The 17,568-nt window shown below is 41.3% G+C and carries 8 protein-coding genes, 1 other RNA gene and 1 pseudogene; 8 read left to right on the top strand and 2 right to left on the bottom strand.

Features of this window, described 5'->3' with window-relative positions:
- The coding region (locus HMPREF2701_RS05265) for an SIALI-17 repeat-containing surface protein (RefSeq protein ID WP_148130518.1) at positions 1 to 8,325 on the top strand (8,325 nt) is incomplete at its 5' end.
- A 167-nt stretch (positions 8,326 to 8,492) separates the two neighbouring features.
- Here HMPREF2701_RS05265 and pbp1a read toward each other — a convergent pair.
- Both pbp1a and recU read right to left on the bottom strand, forming a co-directional pair.
- Entirely contained in the window at positions 8,493 to 10,676 is a 2,184-nt protein-coding gene (gene pbp1a / locus HMPREF2701_RS05260) for a penicillin-binding protein PBP1A (protein WP_070482376.1), read from the bottom strand.
- A pseudogene (gene recU / locus HMPREF2701_RS05255) lies at positions 10,673 to 11,270 on the bottom strand (Holliday junction resolvase RecU). The gene pbp1a and the pseudogene recU overlap by 4 nt, the downstream one beginning before the upstream one ends.
- Positions 11,271 to 11,336: 66 nt before the next feature.
- On the opposite strand from recU, the gene HMPREF2701_RS05250 reads away from it, so the two are divergent.
- The 7 genes from HMPREF2701_RS05250 to HMPREF2701_RS05220 all read left to right on the top strand — a co-directional run bounded on the left by HMPREF2701_RS05250 (position 11,337) and on the right by HMPREF2701_RS05220 (position 17,537).
- Positions 11,337 to 11,864: an SLOG family protein gene (locus HMPREF2701_RS05250; RefSeq protein WP_070482374.1), complete on the top strand. Its 528-nt coding sequence runs from the start codon at positions 11,337 to 11,339 to the stop codon at positions 11,862 to 11,864.
- Positions 11,865 to 11,936: 72 nt separating this feature from the next.
- A complete protein-coding gene (gene gpsB, locus HMPREF2701_RS05245) occupies positions 11,937 to 12,266 on the top strand; it encodes a cell division regulator GpsB (protein ID WP_000146534.1) in 330 nt (109 codons plus the stop codon).
- 20 nt (positions 12,267 to 12,286) lie between these two features.
- An RNA gene (gene rnpB / locus HMPREF2701_RS05240) (RNase P RNA component class B) lies at positions 12,287 to 12,668 on the top strand.
- Between the two features lie 85 nt (positions 12,669 to 12,753).
- A complete protein-coding gene (locus HMPREF2701_RS05235) occupies positions 12,754 to 13,911 on the top strand; it encodes a THUMP domain-containing class I SAM-dependent RNA methyltransferase (RefSeq protein WP_049493058.1) in 1,158 nt (385 codons plus the stop codon).
- A 12-nt stretch (positions 13,912 to 13,923) separates the two neighbouring features.
- The gene (locus tag HMPREF2701_RS05230; RefSeq protein WP_070482372.1) at positions 13,924 to 15,336 is read left to right on the top strand and encodes a cell division site-positioning protein MapZ; all 1,413 of its coding nucleotides are present in this window, start codon (positions 13,924 to 13,926) and stop codon (positions 15,334 to 15,336) included.
- A gap of 75 nt (positions 15,337 to 15,411) precedes the next feature.
- Positions 15,412 to 16,836 (top strand): NADP-dependent phosphogluconate dehydrogenase, encoded by a 1,425-nt coding sequence (gene gndA, locus HMPREF2701_RS05225; protein ID WP_070482370.1) that lies wholly within the window; start codon positions 15,412 to 15,414, stop codon positions 16,834 to 16,836.
- Between the two features lie 11 nt (positions 16,837 to 16,847).
- Positions 16,848 to 17,537: a response regulator transcription factor gene (locus tag HMPREF2701_RS05220; RefSeq protein WP_049488068.1), complete on the top strand. Its 690-nt coding sequence runs from the start codon at positions 16,848 to 16,850 to the stop codon at positions 17,535 to 17,537.
- Positions 17,538 to 17,568 lie beyond the last annotated feature (31 nt).

Here is a 17,568-nt window from a genome sequence, read left to right as displayed (position 1 = left end):
TTTTTTGAAAGACGTTGTCACTATAGTATTCGAAAATTTGCAATTGGTGCAGCCTCTGTATTGATAGGTGCTAGTATCTTTGGTGCAAATGTAGTGCAAGCTGCAGAGACAGTTGGAACACCTGAGAAAGAAGGAACAATTACACAAGCTCAGCCACTAGATAAGTTGCCGGACGATTTAGCAGCTGTTTTAAAGAAAGCTGAATCAGAAGCGACGGCAGATGCAGGTCATGAAGAAAATCATGAAAATACTGCAGGAACAAGTCCTGCAGGAACTGAAGAAACAAGCCCAGCAACAACTCCAACAGCTCCCAAACCAGCTGAGACTCTGAAGCCGGTTGAAACACCAAAAGCAGATTCTAAACCTGTAGAACCAGCTACACCTACAATCAAACCGGTTGAAAATCAAATTGAAGATAGAGAAGATCGTAACCACTTAGAAGGTGTCACTGTCCAAGCAAACGACTCAGAAACTGGAACTCCTTTTACTGCTGACAAGGCAGTAGATGGGGATTCTGATACTCGTTGGGCAACAAATCCAAATATTAACAAACCAACTTTCGAATTAACTCTTCCAAAAACTACACTTATTAGGCATGTAGAGATTGATTGGGATCGCCGTGTCCGCAAGGGACAAAATGATCCAAATATCAAATCTTGGAGCCTCTACTATGCAGGTCAAGATGATGTAAATGCTAGTGGAGAAAAACAATGGAAACTAGCTCATACCAAGACTGGAGAACCTGTTTTAGATGAGAAAGTTGACTTAGCCAATAGTATTCAAGCTAAATATCTCAAGTTAGAAATCAATGACTATCAAGCGGGCACAATGGGTTGGAGAAACGTTGGTATTCAAGAAATTCGAGCTTATTCGAATATTCCTGATACAAGTAAGGTAACGGATATCCGTCAGGTTACAGAATTGACTGTAGCTAAAGACGGACAGTCTCTTGTCTTGCCAACTCTACCAGGAAAAGTCAGTCTTATCGGTAGCAACAAACAAGGTGTGATTGACCTTCAAAATCACATTTATAAGCCTCTGACTGATCAACGCGTTAAGGTTATGGTAGAGCAAATTAAAGATTCACATACCTTTACTAAAGAATTTGAAGTAGTCATCAAGGGGCTACATCAGGACGAAGGTGTGGGTGTCAAACCAAAAGTAGCACCAGCTGTTCAACAATGGTATGGAAAAGAAGGTCAATCTTCTATCACTTCAGATACAGTTCTTGCTACGGGTGATTCCGGCTTTGAACAAGCAGCAACCTTCTACCAGTCAGACCTTGCAAGCCGTGGATTGGAACTTGCGACAGGTGACAAGCAGGCTCAAAAACGAATTGAATTTAAAAAAGTTGAAAACAAGGGTTATGGTAAGGAAGGTTATGGAATCACTATCCAAGATGGTGTCATTACCATCGAAGCTGCAACAAACACAGGAGCCTTTTACGCAACTCGTACTCTTCTTCAAATGGGGGAAAGCAATCTCCAAAATGGAGAAATTCGTGATTTCCCAAGCTTCAGTCACCGTGGCTTTATGCTAGATACAGGTCGTAAATTTATTCCTTATGACACCCTTGTAGACATCATGCTCAATATGGCTTACTACAAGATGAACGACTTGCAGTTGCACCTCAACGATAACTATATCTTCCTAAAAGAGCACTTGGCAGGTAAGAACCTAACACAAGAAGAAGAGCTTAAGTATGTTCTAGAACATGCTAAGACAGGTTTCCGTGTAGAGACAGATATTGTCGGTAAGAATGGTCAAAAATTAACATCAGACGAGCACTATACTAAAGAAGAGATGCAAAATCTGATTAAACTTGCTAAGGCCTTGCATATCAATCTAGTTCCAGAAATTGACACGCCAGGTCATGCTCTGTCATTTGTTAAAGTCCGTCCAGACCTCATGTATCAAGGTAGCCTGAGCGATTACAGAGGTAAACATAACGTAGAACGCGTAGCCATGCTCGACCTAGATAATAAATACGATGAAACACTGGCTTTTGTCAAATCAGTTTATGATAAACTTCTTGATGGTCCAGATGCACCACTTCATGGAGTATCTACTGTTCATATCGGAACGGATGAATACTACGGAAGTAGAGAAAGCTATCGTCGTTATGTAAATGACCTTATTAAATACATTAAAGGGAAAGGCTATACACCTCGTATTTGGGGATCGCTCAGTGCGAAACGAGGTAAAACAGCGGTTGATTGGAAAGATGTAGAAGTTGATATCTGGAGTATTGGCTGGCAGCAACCAAAAGAAGCTATTGCTCAAGGAGCTAAGATTATCAACATAACAGATATTCCAACCTATAGTGTACCAAATGGTGATAATCGTCAAACAGCTTATGGTGACTATGCTAACTATGAAACACAATATAATAGGTGGACACCAAACGATTTCCGAACAGGTCATGGTCCACTTCTAGAAGCATCCAATCCAAATGTAATTGGTGGTGGCCACGCAGTTTGGAATGACAATATTGATCTTCATGAGACAGGTTTGACATCTTATGATATCTTTAAACGCTTCTTTAAGAGCATGCAAACAACTGCAGAACGCACTTGGGGATCTGACCGTGCGGCTGCGACCTTTGCAGAACGTACCCTACCAACGAGCCCTTATGCACCACAGTCAAATCCTGAAAAAGAGATTGATCAAAGTGATTTGTTTACTATCAATCCTGAAACAGTGAAGAACTATGCAAGCAAGAAGGTGAAGACAAGCGAGCAAGGATTGGCTTTTGAGAAAGATAGCAGTATTGAAGGCCTGGCAGGTGATGTTGGTCCAAGTCATGTCTTGAAGTTTGATGTAACTGTCACTGGAGACGGTGAACAAACCTTCTCAACAAGTGGAGACAACCGTATCTATCTAGCTGATAAAGACGGCTATCTTGCTTATCAATTTGAACAGTTCCATATCCAGTTCAAGAAAAAACTTGAAAAGAATAAACGTTATCAAATCTCTATCGTGACCAAACCACAATCAACGGAATTCTATGTGGATGGTGAGAAGATTGAACGTATCGCAAATCCAGCTCACCCTCGCTTTGCTCACAATAGCTTGGTTCTACCGCTTGAAAGCATCGGTGGGTTCAAAGGGATTTTACATAGTGCAGAGTTGTCAGATAAACCATTTGTAAATCCTCGTTTGATTCCAACAGATCATTTCACAGTTTCTGCAACTAGTCAAGAAACACCAGGAACAGCGACTGAAGGAGTTGTTGAAAAAGCCTTTGACAATGATCCAAATACCTTTTGGCATACTAAATGGACTGGTGATACTGCTCCGTACACTCTTTCTATGACCTTGAAAGAAGCAGAAAAAGTCAATGGTTTGACTTATCTTCCTCGGCCAGGTGGTGGAAATGGGGTCGTGACTCGCTACGAAATCTACGCACAAAAAGATGGCCAAATGGTCAAGGTTTCAGAAGGAAGCTGGGACAACAACGCTCAAGAAAAAACAGTTAACTTTGCAGCGGTTCATACCAACAAGATTGAGTTGAAAGTTCTATCAGGTGTTGGGGGCTTTGCAAGTGCAGCTGAAGTTCATCTATTGAAACCTATCAAAGAGGGACAAGAAACACCAGAACCAGAACAACCATCTACACCTGAAACTCCAAAAGTCGAGCAAACAGGTGATGGAACAGTTGAACTGGCGGATCAATTCACAGCAAGCAAACCAGCTAGCGAAGATAGTATTGCAGCTGCCAGCAAGAGCGCAGATTATCTCAAGAAAGAGTACAAGGTTTTCCCAACTCCACAAAAAGTGACTTATGGAGAAGGAGTCACAGCTCTTCGTAAGCAAGTCAATCTGGTAATGGGAGATCAACTCGATGTCTATACTCGTAATCGCTTGAAGAGTGTCTTACAGGACAATCAAGTATCCTACACTACTAGTCAATCAGCAGTTGCTGGCGCAACTAATATCTATCTTGGAGTACATGGACGAGGAACACAAGCAGAACAAAACTTATCTAACGTTTCAGCAGGTCTCTTTGATAAGATTGATGCCTATGCTTTGACCATCAAGGACAATTCAATTTCCATCGTCGGAAAAGACACAGATGCAGTCTTCTATGGTTTGACAACTTTGAAACATATGCTCAAGGAAAGTCAAGTTCCAGTTCTTCGCAATGTGACAGTGGAAGATTACGCTGAAATCAAGAACCGTGGTTTCATCGAAGGTTACTATGGAAATCCATGGTCTAATGCAGATCGTGCTGAACTCATGCGTTTTGGTGGCGATTTGAAATTGACCCAATACTTTTTCGCACCGAAAGATGATCCATACCACAACAAGAAATGGCGTGAACTTTACCCAGAAGAAAAACTAGCTGAAATTCGTGAACTTGCTCGCGTCGGAAATCAAAGTAAAACTCGCTATGTCTGGACCATTCATCCATTCATGAACAACCGTATCCGATTTGGTAATGAAGCGCATTACCAAGAAGACTTGGCAACCATCAAGGCTAAATTTACCCAGTTGATGAAAGTGGGTGTCCGTGAATTTGGTATTCTAGCCGATGATGCACCAAGCCCAGTTGGAGGCTACAATAGCTACAACCGCTTGATGCAGGATATGACCAACTGGTTGACAGAAATGCAAGGAACTTATAGCGGTCTTCGCAAAGAAATGATCTTTGTTCCAGGTCAGTATTGGGGTAATGGGCGTGAAGCAGAGTTGAAATCTCTAAATGAAAATCTCCCAAGTTCAACCTCTATGACTTTGACGGGTGGTAAGATTTGGGGTGAAGTTTCTGAAGGCTTCTTATCAACTCTCAAGAACAATCTAACTGCAGGTGGTAAAACTTATCGTCCAGTATCACTTTGGGTGAACTGGCCAGTTACAGATAACTCTAAACAACACTTGATTCTAGGTGGTGGTGAGAAATTCCTTCATCCAAATGTGGATCCAAGCTTGCTGTCTGGTATCATGTTGAACCCAATGCAACAGTCTGAACCATCTAAGATAGCCCTCTTCGCTGGAGCTCAGTATACATGGAAACAGTGGAAATCAGAAGAAGAAGCTAAGAAACTCAATGACATTGCCTTCAACTTTGTTGAAAATGGTCATTTTGAAGATAGCAAGGTGTCAGTAGCCTTCCGCGAACTCGGTAAGCATATGATCAACCAAAACATGGATGGTCGTGTCGTTAAACTAGAAGAATCAGTTGAATTGGCTCCAAAATTAACAGACTTCATGACTAAGCTCAAAGCGGGTCAGGATGTAACTGCAGAACGTGCAACCTTGCGTGCAGAATTTGCCAAGATTAAAGAAGCGGCTGAACTTTATAAAGCATCAGGTGATAAAAAAATGGTTGCACAGATCCACTATTGGTTGGATAATGCAATCGACCAAATGAATGCCCTTGATGCCTTCTTAACAGGAACAGAGGCTATGGCTACAAATGATGCAGCCAAACTTTGGGATAGCTACTATAAAGGTTTGAAATTGTACGAACAGTCTCAAACTCATACCTTCCATTATGTAGACCATCTTGAAAAGGCTGAATTGGGTGTTCAACATATCCGTCCATTTATCCTATCCTTGAAAGAAGTTCTAGCTTCTGAAGTTCAAAAAGTCTTGCATCCAGATCAAATCATCAGCACCTTTATTACCAATCGAACAGGTGTAGAAGGTGGTTTGGCAGAAGTAACGGATGGTGACTTGGCAACTCATGCTTTGATTAAATCACCAAATAGTATCAAGACAGGTGATTATATCGGTATGAAATTTAACAAACCGGTAGATATCCAAACATTGACCTTTGCTATGGGAACTCAGGCAAATCCACGTGATACCTTTAGTAAGGCTGAAGTGCAGTATCAAGATGAAAAAGATAACTGGGTAAGTTTGAAAGAACCAACTTATGTTGGTAATGAGTCACTTGTTCAGTTTGAAAATCTTAACATCAAAGCTAAAGCAGTACGTATGATTGCTACAGAAGATCGTGATGACACCTGGTTTGCAGTTCGCGAGATTGCAGTAAATCGTCCAGTAGAGAACGCTCGTAAACAACAAACTGCTACAATTAGCCTCAGCTCAAATCTAGTTTATAAATTGAGAACATCAGCAAGTCAAATTACTGATGGTAAAGATAATACAGAAGCTATGATGGCAAATGCTGACGGCAGCAATACGACTCCAGTAGATGCCTGGGCACAACTTGACCTAGGTGAAGTCAAGTCAGTCACTAAAGTTCGTCTTCGTCAAGGAACTGGCGATAAACTTGCCGCAGGTGTACTTGAGTACTCTACAGATGGATCTGCATGGCAAGAGTTAGATCGCCTATCAGGAGAACAAACTAAGGAAGTGACTAGAGCTATCAATGCTCGATACATCCGAGTACGCAATACTAAGGCAAGTGACCTTTGGTGGCGTATTCAGGACTTCTCTGTTGAGACACGCTCTGGAAATAGCGACTTAACAGACACCAACGTGGATGCTTTGAAAGAAACGCCAGTATTTGATAGCCTTGGTCGTTATGAACTTCAAATTCCAACTGGAACTAAACTTCCTGCAAATAGCTATCTAGGCATGAAACTTGACCGTATCCATCAAGTTAAAAGCATCCAGCTCCAAGGTCAAACAAATCCAGCACTCAGTCTAGAGTATTCTGCAAATGCTCAAGAATGGACACCAGCTAGCCAGTTGACAGACAGAACTGTCGCAACCCACTTGGTACGTTATGTTCGTCTTGTGAATAAAACAAATCAAGAACAAGACTTGCCATCAACTTCTCTCCTTGTAACGACTAAAGAAGTGCAACCAACCAAACTAGAATCTACAACTATGGGTATTCATCCAACATACGGAAGCAATGATGTTCGTAAGATTAATAACCTCGATCAATTATTTGATGGTGTGTACAACAACTTCGTTGAGTTTTCAGACTATGCCCATAAAGATGGCCATGTAACCTTAAAACTTGGTAGCGAACGCACTATCAAGAAGATCAGAGCCTACATCCAAGACGGAACTCAAAACTATCTTCGTGATGGTAAAATCCAAGTCAGCAAAGACGGTAAAACTTGGACAGATGTTGTGACAGTGGGAGATGGTGTAGCCAATAGTACACACGATGATTCATTGACAGATGGTTGGACACATGATTCTAAGATGCCAGGAAATCGTTACATCGAGGGTGAATTGACGACACCAGTCAAAGCCAACTATATTCGTGTCCTCTATACAGCTGACTATGATGCTCGTTTTGTAGGATTTACAGAATTGGTGATCAATGATGGCGAATTTGTCAAACCAATCAATGATCCAACTGTAGAAGGAAACGGTGGCGAAAGCCGAGGTAACTTCTATACTAATCTCGTAGACGGAAAAGTGTTGACTAGCTACAAAGCAGAACAAGATAAGGGAGAAATGATTTACCACTTATCAGAACCAACCAATGCCAACCATCTACGCCTTGTTTCAAGCCTTCCTGAAGGAGCGAAAGCACGAGTTCAAGCGAGAACACTTAAGGATGGACAAGAAAGTTGGACAGATCTTGGTGTCATTACATCTAGTCTCCAAACCTTTGCTATCCGAAATGGTGGTTCTCTTCTAGATGTTAAACTGGTCTGGGAAGGTGGCAAGGCTGAGTTTTATGAATTGGCGAGCTTCTATCAAGAATTGACAGAAGAACCTGTTCAATCAAGCAAGGGTGAAGAACCAGCACCAGTGCTTGAGGTACCTGAATTTACAGGTGGTGTAAATGCAGTTGAAGCTTTGGTACATGAGCTACCAGCCTACACAGGTCCATTATCAACCGTAGGTGACCAAGTTGCACCGACAGTAGAGAAACCAGAGTTTCAGGGTGGTGTCAACTCAGTTATGGCTTTGAAACCTGAACTACCAGAGTACACAGGCCCAGTAGCAACAGTAGGTGACCAAGCCACTCCAACAGTAGAGAAACCAGAGTTCAAGGGTGGAGTCAACTCAGTTATGGCCTTGAAACACGAACTACCAGAGTACACAGGGCCATTGTCAAGCGTGGGCGATCAAACTGCACCGACGGTAGAGAAACCAGAGTTCAAGGGTGGAGTTAACTCCGTTATGGCCTTGAAACATGAGCTACCAGCCTACACAGGTCCATTATCAACCGTAGGTGACCAACCAGCTCCGACAGTAGAAAAACCAGAATTTAAGCTAAGTTCGTTAGAAAAATCTCAGACTCCAGAAGCACCAGTTCAAGTTGCTAAGGAAGACAAGAGATTGCCAGAGACTGGTGAAAAACAGTCAGAAACAGCTATTTTCTTGGCAAGCGTTGGACTAGCCTTATCTGCTATCTTTGTAGCAAAAAGTAAAAAAGATTAGTTGTGTATGACAATTAAACTCTCTCTTAACAGTATTCTAAACCAGTAGAGTGTATAGAACAAAAAAACCTGAGAAGTACAATTGACCTTCTCAGGTTTTTATTATCTAATTATTGATTGAGCAAAGAACAGATTGAAAAACCACCCAATTTTTGGGTGGTTAGTAATTTATTGTTGCGCTGGTTGAGGATTTTGGTTAGGCTGCCCTTGATTGGTACTTGGTTGTTGTGTTACCGTATTCTCGTTGGTTCCAGCATTGGGAGTAGCTGTATTTGCATTTGGATTTGTGTTTGGTGTCGTTACACTTGACTGAGAGGTTGAAGTCTCTGGAGTCTGGCTCGCAGGAGCAGGTGTAGAACTTTGTTGAGTATCAGGAGCAGTCCATGTAGGATGAGCTCCATTCTTAAAGACATATTCTCCACTCCTATATAAGCCCTCAGGCATAGTCCAATCTCCTGGGTGGTCATCTTCTGATAGGTAAGTCATCATTGAACGATAGACCGCAGAAGCAACTGTGAACCCACTGCCGATGACTGGAGTAAGACGATTTGAGTAACCTGTCCATACGGCCATCGAATATTTACGAGTATAACCTACAAACATTTCATCTGGAGCTACGTAGCCAGTGTTCTTGATATACTTTTCAATTTCGTCATCAGTATAGTTAGAAGTACCTGTCTTACCGGCTTGTGGAAGCCATGGTAGGTAAGCACCACGTCCGATTCCGTAAGCTAAAACAGTTTTCATCATTTCGGTCATCATATAGGCGGTAGTTTCTTTCATAGCTCGTGTACCAGGGTCAGAAAATTCTTTTTCGCTACCATCACTAAAGACAACTTTATTAATGTACATCGGTTTGTGATAGATACCACCATTGGCAAATGCAGCAAAAGCAACAGCCATTTTTTCGCTACTTGCGCCGTATTGCTTATTAGATTCAGTTGTGTTACTTGATATGGCGTTAGAATAATGCATATCTGGATAGTCAATTCCTAAACCATTTAAGAAGGTTTTTGCACGATTTAATCCAACTTTGTTGAGTGTTTCTACAGCAGGAACATTGCGAGATTGCTGTAGTGCATATTGCAGAGTAATATTACCAAAATATGCTCGATCCCAGTTGTAGACAGGTGTGCTTGTTCCCGGATAGTTATAAGGAATATCATTAACCATAGTTGCAGTAGAATCATAAACACCGTATTCTATGGCAGGTGCATAATCGGTGATTGGTTTCATTGTTGAACCCCAGTCACGATTGGTTTCCACAGCTTGGTTGGTCCCAAATGAAACGTTACTTGCTTGGTGACGAGCTCCAAGTTGGGCGATGACTTTACCATTGGAAACATCTACGACCGTAGATGCGACTTGCAAATCATCGTCAGGGTAAGAGACGTATTGCTCGGAGTTGTAGATATCCCACAGACGTTTTTGAGCCTCTTGGTCTACATTTGTGTAAACATCCATCCCAGTAGTTAGAAGGTTATAGCCAGTTTCTCGTTCTACTTGGTCGATTACTTCTTTAAGGTAGTTGTCCATGTATGCAGGATAACTGTTACCGGATTTCAGGCTTTGTAGACCATCGGTAACAGGGGTATTAATAGCTTTTTCATACTCTTCTGCACTGATGTATTTCTGCCCTTTCATTTCCGAAAGTACCAAGTTCCGACGCTCTAGAGCAGCTTCTGGATGAGAATAAGGATCATATTGATTTGGTGCTTGAGGCATTCCGGCTAGGAGTGCTAACTGTGGTAAGCTTAAATCCTTCAAGTCTTTTCCATAGTAATTTTGGGCTGCAGTTTGCATTCCATAGTTACCGTTAGACATGTAGACTTTGTTGATGTAGTAGGTCAGGATTTCTTGCTTGGTTGCTTTTTGCTCTAGTTGAACGGCTAGCCAAGCTTCTTGAGCTTTACGTGACAAAGTTTGATCGGCAGTTGAAGTAGAAAAATAAGTTAATTTGATCAATTGTTGAGTCAAGGTTGAGGCTCCCTGGAGGCCTCCTCCGCCTTGGAGGTTTCTCAATGCCGCACCCATGATACGAATGGTATCCACACCTCTATGATCAAAGAAACGGTGGTCTTCGATAGACACGATGGCCTTGACCAAATCAGTAGGGATTTCATTTGCTTGAGTATTTACTCGACGTTCAGATCCAAGGTCAGCGATCAGTTCGTTCTTATTGTCATAAATCTTGCTAGAGGTCGTCGCAACTAATTTACTTTCAGATAAGGCTGGAGCCTTGCTAACAAAGTAGAGGAAGACACCTCCACCTAATAGAAATAATGCGATAAATAATGTAAGGAACGTAATTCCGATATACTTTAAGAATCGCAGAATAGTTTGTTTGTTCATCTTGTTTTACCACCTAGTAAATGTTCTTTGATAATGTCGAGATAGGGAATTTGAGGGAAAGCCCCTTGCTTTACTAAATATCCATATTCTTGAATATATCCAAGTGGCATAGATTTTTGCCCCTTATCTTGATGATAAAAGCGAATCAAATCAAATGCCGGCAACAAATAAGTTTCCTGTTTAGAAGAAAAATGAAGCAGTACGAAGCAAATACCCTGCTGTTCTAGAACTTGTTCCATATGTTGAATCTGGTGAAGATGGAAGTTCTTCATTGGAATAGCATTCTTTTGTCGTGTTTCCTTGGCTTCAAAGTCAATGTAATGTCCTCTATACACGCCAGAGTAATCTGTTGTGGAAGCTTGTCTAAAATAGGCTTCTACAATTTTGGCTCTACTACGTTGAGGATAGTCTACTCGGACAATTTGAACAGGCGTGGGTTTTTTATGGATAACTGCCATACCATGCGTCAGATAGTAGTCGTTTGTAGCGTTAATCATCTTTTCAAAAGTCATTCCTCGATTTGCGAAATTATTTGGTTGAGAAATGGATGTTTTGTTTTTTTTTTGATGAAATTTTATGAGGATAGTTGACCATATTTCTCCTTATTGGTACAATAACATCACTCTATTATACCATAAAAATAGAAAGAAAGGTGTAAAAATGACTACAGCTTTAATTACGGGATATTCTAATTTTGACTTGGGTGTCTTTAACGAAAAAGATATCAGGTTAAAAATTATAAAGAAAGCCATTCGCCGTGATTTAGAAAGTTTGGCTGAAGAAGGGATTAATTGGCTGGTCTTTACAGGGAACTTGGGATTTGAATCATGGGTGCTGGATGTCGCAAATGAAATGAAAGAAGAATATGATTTCAACCTAGCGACCATTTTTGATTTTGAAACACACGGGGAAAATTGGAATGAAGCGAATCAGCTTAAACTTAGTCAATTTAAGCAGGTAGATTTTGTCAAATATGCCTATCCTAAATATGAACATATGGGGCAACTAAGAGACTACCAACGATTTTTACTGGAAAATACTGATTTAGCTTATTTTTTCTATGATCCAGAAAATGAGACCAAATTAAAATTTATGGATACCTTGATGAAAAATCAGGAAGGGTATCGCATAAAAAGGCTAACGTTTGAAGACCTAAATGAGCTAGCAGAAAATTTTTCTGAAAAGTAAGCCTTTGACCTTGATTTTTGTTTGCCTTTTTTTATATAATAATACTATTAGAAACCGAGAATGGAGAGAGAGATGGCAAGTATTATTTTTTCAGCAAAAGATATTTTTGAGCAAGAGTTTGGACGTGAAGTCCGTGGATATAGTAAGGTTGAAGTTGATGAATTTTTGGACGATGTCATCAAGGACTATGAAACTTATGCTGCCTTAGTCAAGTCTCTCCGTCAAGAAATTGCAGAGTTGAAGGAAGAATTGTCTCGCAAACCTGAATCTGCACCGGTTCAAGCAGAACCACTTGAAATGACAGCAACAACTTCTATGACGAATTTTGATATTTTAAAACGTCTAAATCGTCTTGAGAAAGAAGTATTTGGTAAGCAAATTTTGGATAACTCTGATTTATAAGAGCTTATTTGAAAAGTGCAATTTTTGGATAATCGCGTGAAGAGAATTTCTTTTCATGAGGAAAGTCCATGCTAGCACAGGCTGTGATGCCTGTAGTGTTTGTGCTAGGCGAAACCATAAGCCTAGGGACGAGAAATCGTTACGGCAGTTGAAATGGCTAAGTCCTCGGATAGGCCAGAGTAGGCTTGAAAGTGCCACAGTGACGGAGTCTCTCTGGAAACAGAGAGAGTGGAACGCGGTAAACCCCTCAAGCTAGCAACCCAAATTTTGGTCGGGGCATGGAGTACACGGAAACGAACGTAGTACTCTGACTACTTTCAGCTGTAGGCTGTTAGCGGTAGACAGATGATTATCGAAGGAAGTGGTCCTAGTCACTTCTGGAACAAAACATGGCTTATAGAAAATTGCATATAGGTTGGGGCTGAGAAAACTTTCTCAACCTCATTTTTTAAAGTGGACATATAGAAAGGTCTTGCAAGACTGTAAAATGAAAAAAGAATTTAATTTAATTGCAACTGTAGCAGCGGGTCTTGAGGCTGTTGTTGGTCGTGAGGTGCGAGAGTTGGGCTACGATTGTCAGGTTGAAAATGGACGTGTTCGTTTTCAAGGAGATGCGAAAGCCATCATCGAAACCAACCTCTGGCTTCGGGCAGCAGACCGTATCAAGATTATCGTAGGAACGTTCCCAGCTAAGACTTTTGAGGAGCTCTTTCAAGGAGTTTTCGCTCTAGATTGGGAAAATTATTTACCACTTGGAGCTCGATTTCCGATTTCAAAAGCCAAATGTGTTAAGTCTAAACTACACAATGAACCAAGTGTACAGGCTATTTCAAAGAAGGCTGTTGTTAAAAAGTTGCAAAAACACTATGCCCGTCCAGAAGGTGTTCCTCTTATGGAGAATGGTCCTGAGTTTAAGATTGAGGTTTCTATTCTGAAAGACATAGCAACTGTCATGATTGATACGACAGGCTCCAGTCTCTTTAAACGTGGCTATCGTACCGAAAAGGGTGGGGCTCCTATCAAGGAAAACATGGCAGCAGCTATTTTGCAACTCTCTAACTGGTATCCAGACAAGCCCTTGATTGATCCGACCTGTGGTTCAGGAACTTTCTGTATCGAGGCAGTTATGATTGCTAGAAAGATGGCTCCTGGTCTTCGTCGCTCCTTTGCCTTTGAGGAGTGGAACTGGATTAGTGATCGCTTGATTCAAGAAGTGCGTACAGAAGCGGCTAAGAAAGTGGATCGTGAGCTTGAGCTAGATATCATGGGCTGTGATATCGATGCACGTATGGTGGAAATTGCTAAGGCCAATGCTCAGGCAGCAGGGGTTGCAGGAGATATTACCTTTAAGCAGATGCGCGTGCAGGATTTGCGTTCCGATAAAATCAATGGAGTGATTATCTCTAACCCACCTTATGGGGAACGCTTGTCAGATGATGCAGGAGTTACCAAACTCTATGCTGAGATGGGTCAAGTATTTGCACCGCTGAAAACGTGGAGCAAATTTATCCTAACTAGTGATGAAGCCTTTGAGACCAAGTACGGCAGTCAGGCGGACAAGAAGCGCAAGTTGTACAATGGAACTTTAAAAGTTGATTTGTATCAATATTTCGGTCAGCGTGTTAAACGTCAGGAAGTAAAGTAGGAAGGAAAACTCATGAGTAAGAAAAGACATGATCGTCATATAACAGAACATCAAGAAGCGCAATTTGATTTTGATGATGCCAAAGAGCTAACGGTTGGAGAAGCCATGCTAAAAAATGAAGAGGTGGAAGCAGGTGTATTGCCTGGAGATTCTATCTTGGACAAGTATGTGAAACAACATAAAGATGAAATTGAGGCAGATAAGTTTGAAACGCGTCAGTTTAGCAAGGATGATTTAGTTGAAAAAGAAGGGATAGAAGAGATAGAGGAGACTCAGACTCTGGATAATTTACTTCAAGAGCTTCGTGAGGAAACAGGAGTAACTTCTCCAGCTTCAGAAGATGAATTGAGTCAGTTTGATGATTTAGAATTAACACGAGTTTCAGAAGCTCCTCTTGTCGAAGAATTTGAGACTGAAGAAGTACCATTGGTAGGAGCGGAAGAGGCTCTCACACGTTCTCGAGTATCAGATAATGAAGATGGAAATAGTAAGAAGAAATGGGTGCTTTATGGTATTCTAGCAGCCTTAGTGGTTCTTATCCTTGGAACTGGTTATTATGTTTATCGTCAAGTGGCTCGTTCGACCAAGGAAATCCAAACTTCTCAATCAACTACAAACACGCAGTCAGATGTGGAAGAATTCAATAATTTATATGATGCCTTCTATACAGATAGCAACAAAACGGCTTTAAAAAATAGCCAGTTTGATAAACTGACTCAACTGAAAACCTTACTTGATAAGCTGGAAGGTAGTCGTGAATATACGCTTGCAAAATCTAAGTATGACAGCCTTGAAACGCAAATCAAGGCCATTCAAGATGTCAATGCTCAATTTGATAAGCCAGCTATTGTAGATGGAGTTTTGGATACTAACGCTAAAGCTAAATCAGATGCTAAATTTACAGATATTAAAACTGGAAATACGGAGATTGATAAAGTGCTAGATAAGGCTATCAGTCTAGGTAAGAGTCAACAAACAGCTCCTTCAAGTTCAAGTTCAAGCTCAAGTCAAGAAAGTTCAAGTTCATCAACAGAGAGGGCTACAGACAACACAAGTCCATCTTCAAGCGTCTCATCAAACAATTCAGTTTCTGCACGTGATGATAGCCATGGCGGTTTATCAAGTTCTGGAGTTGACCTCCAAAGAGCTTCGAGTCGTGTGCCGTTCAATCAGTCAGCTGTTGATGATAGCAATAACTCTGCTTGGGATTTCGCGGATGGTGTCTTGGAAAAAATCCTAGCAACTTCACGCTCACGTGGTTATATCACTGGTAACCAATATATCCTTGAACGTGTCAATATCGTTAATGGCAATGGTTATTACAACCTCTACAAGCCAGATGGAACCTATCTCTTTACCCTTAACTGTAAGACAGGATACTTTGTTGGAAATGGTTCTGGACATGCGGATGACTTGGACTACTAAGCAGTCGTTACAAAATTCTTTCTTTTCAAAAGTAAAAATGATAAAATAAAACAAATTAAACAAGAGGAGTGTCAAATGACAAAAGCTAACTTTGGTGTTGTTGGTATGGCCGTAATGGGTCGTAACCTTGCCCTTAATATTGAATCTCGTGGTTACACAGTTGCTATTTACAACCGTAGTAAAGAAAAAACTGAAGATGTAATTGCTTGCCATCCTGAAAAGAACTTTGTACCAAGCTATGACGTTGAAAGTTTTGTAAACTCAATCGAAAAACCTCGTCGTATCATGCTCATGGTTCAAGCTGGACCTGGTACAGATGCTACTATCCAAGCCCTTCTTCCGCACCTTGACAAGGGTGATATCTTGATCGACGGAGGAAACACTTTCTACAAAGATACAATCCGTCGTAATGAAGAATTGGCAAACTCAGGTATCAACTTTATTGGTACTGGGGTTTCTGGTGGTGAAAAAGGTGCCCTTGAAGGTCCTTCTATCATGCCTGGTGGACAAAAAGAGGCCTACGAATTGGTTGCAGATGTTCTTGAAGAAATCTCAGCTAAAGCACCAGAAGATGGCAAACCATGTGTGACTTACATCGGTCCTGATGGAGCTGGTCACTACGTGAAAATGGTTCACAACGGTATCGAGTACGGTGATATGCAATTGATCGCAGAAAGCTATGACTTGATGCAACACTTGCTAGGTCTTTCTGCAGAAGACATGGCTGAAATCTTTACTGAGTGGAACAAGGGTGAATTGGACAGCTACTTGATCGAAATCACAGCTGATATCTTGAGCCGTAAAGACGATGAAGGTCAAGATGGACCAATCGTAGACTACATTCTTGATGCCGCAGGTAACAAGGGAACTGGTAAATGGACTAGCCAATCATCTCTTGACCTTGGTGTACCATTGTCACTCATCACTGAGTCAGTATTTGCACGTTACATTTCAACTTACAAAGAAGAACGTGTACATGCTAGCAAGGTTCTTCCAAAACCAGCTGCCTTCAAATTTGAAGGAGACAAGGCTGAGTTGATTGAAAAAATCCGTCAAGCCCTTTACTTCTCAAAAATCATTTCATACGCACAAGGTTTTGCGCAATTGCGTGTAGCTTCTAAAGAAAACAACTGGAATTTGCCATTTGCAGATATCGCATCTATCTGGCGTGATGGCTGTATCATCCGTTCTCGTTTCTTGCAAAAGATTACAGATGCTTACAACCGTGATGCAGACCTTGCTAACCTTCTTTTGGATGAGTACTTCCTGGATGTTACTACTAAGTATCAACAAGCAGTGCGTGATATCGTAGCTCTTGCTGTTCAAGCTGGTGTGCCAGTGCCAACTTTCTCAGCAGCTATTACTTACTTTGATAGCTACCGTTCAGCTGACCTTCCAGCTAACTTGATCCAAGCGCAACGTGACTACTTTGGTGCCCACACTTACCAACGTAAAGACAAAGAAGGAACCTTCCACTACTCTTGGTATGACGAAAAATAAGTAGGTCTGCCATGGGGAAACGGATTTTATTACTTGAGAAAGAACGAAATCTAGCTCATTTTTTAAGTTTGGAACTCCAAAAAGAGCAATACCGAGTTGATCAGGTTGAGGAGGGGCAAAAAGCCCTCTCCGTTGCTCTTCAGACAGACTATGACTTGATTTTATTGAATGCTCATCTGGGGGATATGACGGCCCAGGATTTTGCAGACAAGCTGAGTCGGACTAAGCCAGCCTCAGTCATCATGGTCTTGGACCATCGCGAAGACTTGCAAGATCAGATTGAGATAATCCAACGCTTTGCCGTTTCTTACATCTATAAGCCGGTTATTATTGATAATTTGGTGGCTCGTATTTCAGCGATTTTCCGAGGTCGGGACTTTATCGACCAACATTGTAGTCAGATGAAGGTTCCAACGTCTTATCGCAATCTGCGTATGGATGTAGAGCATCACACAGTTTATCGTGGCGAGGAAATGATTGCTCTGACTCGTCGTGAGTATGACCTTTTGGCTACTCTTATGGGAAGCAAGAAAGTCCTGACTCGTGAGCAGTTGTTGGAAAGTGTCTGGAAGTATGAAAGTGCGACCGAAACCAATATCGTGGATGTCTATATCCGTTATCTACGTAGCAAGCTTGATGTAAAAGGTCAAAAAAGCTACATTAAAACCGTTCGTGGTGTTGGTTACACCATGCAAGAATAGAGAGCAGTTGCGGTTATGTAACTGCTTTTTT

Source organism: Streptococcus sp. HMSC077D04 (assembly GCF_001808785.1).
GTDB lineage: Bacteria > Bacillota > Bacilli > Lactobacillales > Streptococcaceae > Streptococcus > Streptococcus mitis_BX.
Note: the sequence above shows the minus strand (reverse complement) of the source record. Positions and strands in the feature narration are given on the sequence as shown.